This window comes from uncultured Dokdonia sp., from assembly GCF_947492815.1.
In the GTDB taxonomy this organism is placed as follows: domain Bacteria; phylum Bacteroidota; class Bacteroidia; order Flavobacteriales; family Flavobacteriaceae; genus Dokdonia.
In genome coordinates, this window is sequence record NZ_CANLOB010000080.1 from 1 (window position 1) to 778 (window position 778).

A 778-nucleotide genomic window follows, 5' to 3' on the forward strand; every position below is an offset into this window, starting at 1 on the left:
ATCTTGTAATTCTAGGACATCTTTACGTAGTGGCACTATAATGGAAAGTTCAAAGTTGTCATTTATGATTTGGTATAAAACCATATTTCTTTTAAGTACGACAAAGAAGGGGTTCTCTTCAAAGGAGATACAACGTCAACTAGGGTTAAAACGTTATGAGCCTGTATGGGCTATGGTTCATAAACTTCGCAAAGCAATGGGTCAACGTGATGATAGATATACCCTAGAAGGAATGATAGAAATGGATGAAGGCTATTTTACCATAGAAGCCTCAGAGCAAGACCATAAGAATCAGAAAGCTGGTCGTGGAAGCAAAACTAAATCTAATGTGATGATAATGGCTGAAAGTACTGTTCTGGAAGATATAGATACTGGTAAAGTAGAAAGGCAATGCAGATACTTTAAAGCTAAAGTCCTAACAAATCACAAAGCTGATCAAACTGATGACACCCTACAAGTAGCAATAGATGATGATCAAACTATTGTCTTTACAGATCAAAGCACCTCCTATGTCAATATTGCTGACTATGTAGAGATACATATGAGTGAAAAATCAAGCGAACAGACTACTAAAGAAACACTTAAATGGGTTCATATAGCTATCAGTAATGCTAAACGAAACTTTGTAGGAACCTATCATAAAATCAAAGCTAAATACTTACAACTATACCTTAACGAGTTTGTATACAAACTAAATCGACGCTATTTCGGAGAAAAAATATTTGATAGGCTAGTAATAGCTAGTATTACAGCTAATGGACATTAAGCGGATATACAA

General features: G+C 35.0%; 1 protein-coding gene. It reads left to right on the forward strand.

What is annotated here, in order from left to right; all coding sequences use genetic code 11:
• The coding region (locus Q1A01_RS23595) for an IS1595 family transposase (protein WP_299686026.1) at window positions 1–766 on the forward strand (766 nt) is incomplete at its 5' end.
• Window positions 767–778: the final 12 nt, after the last annotated feature.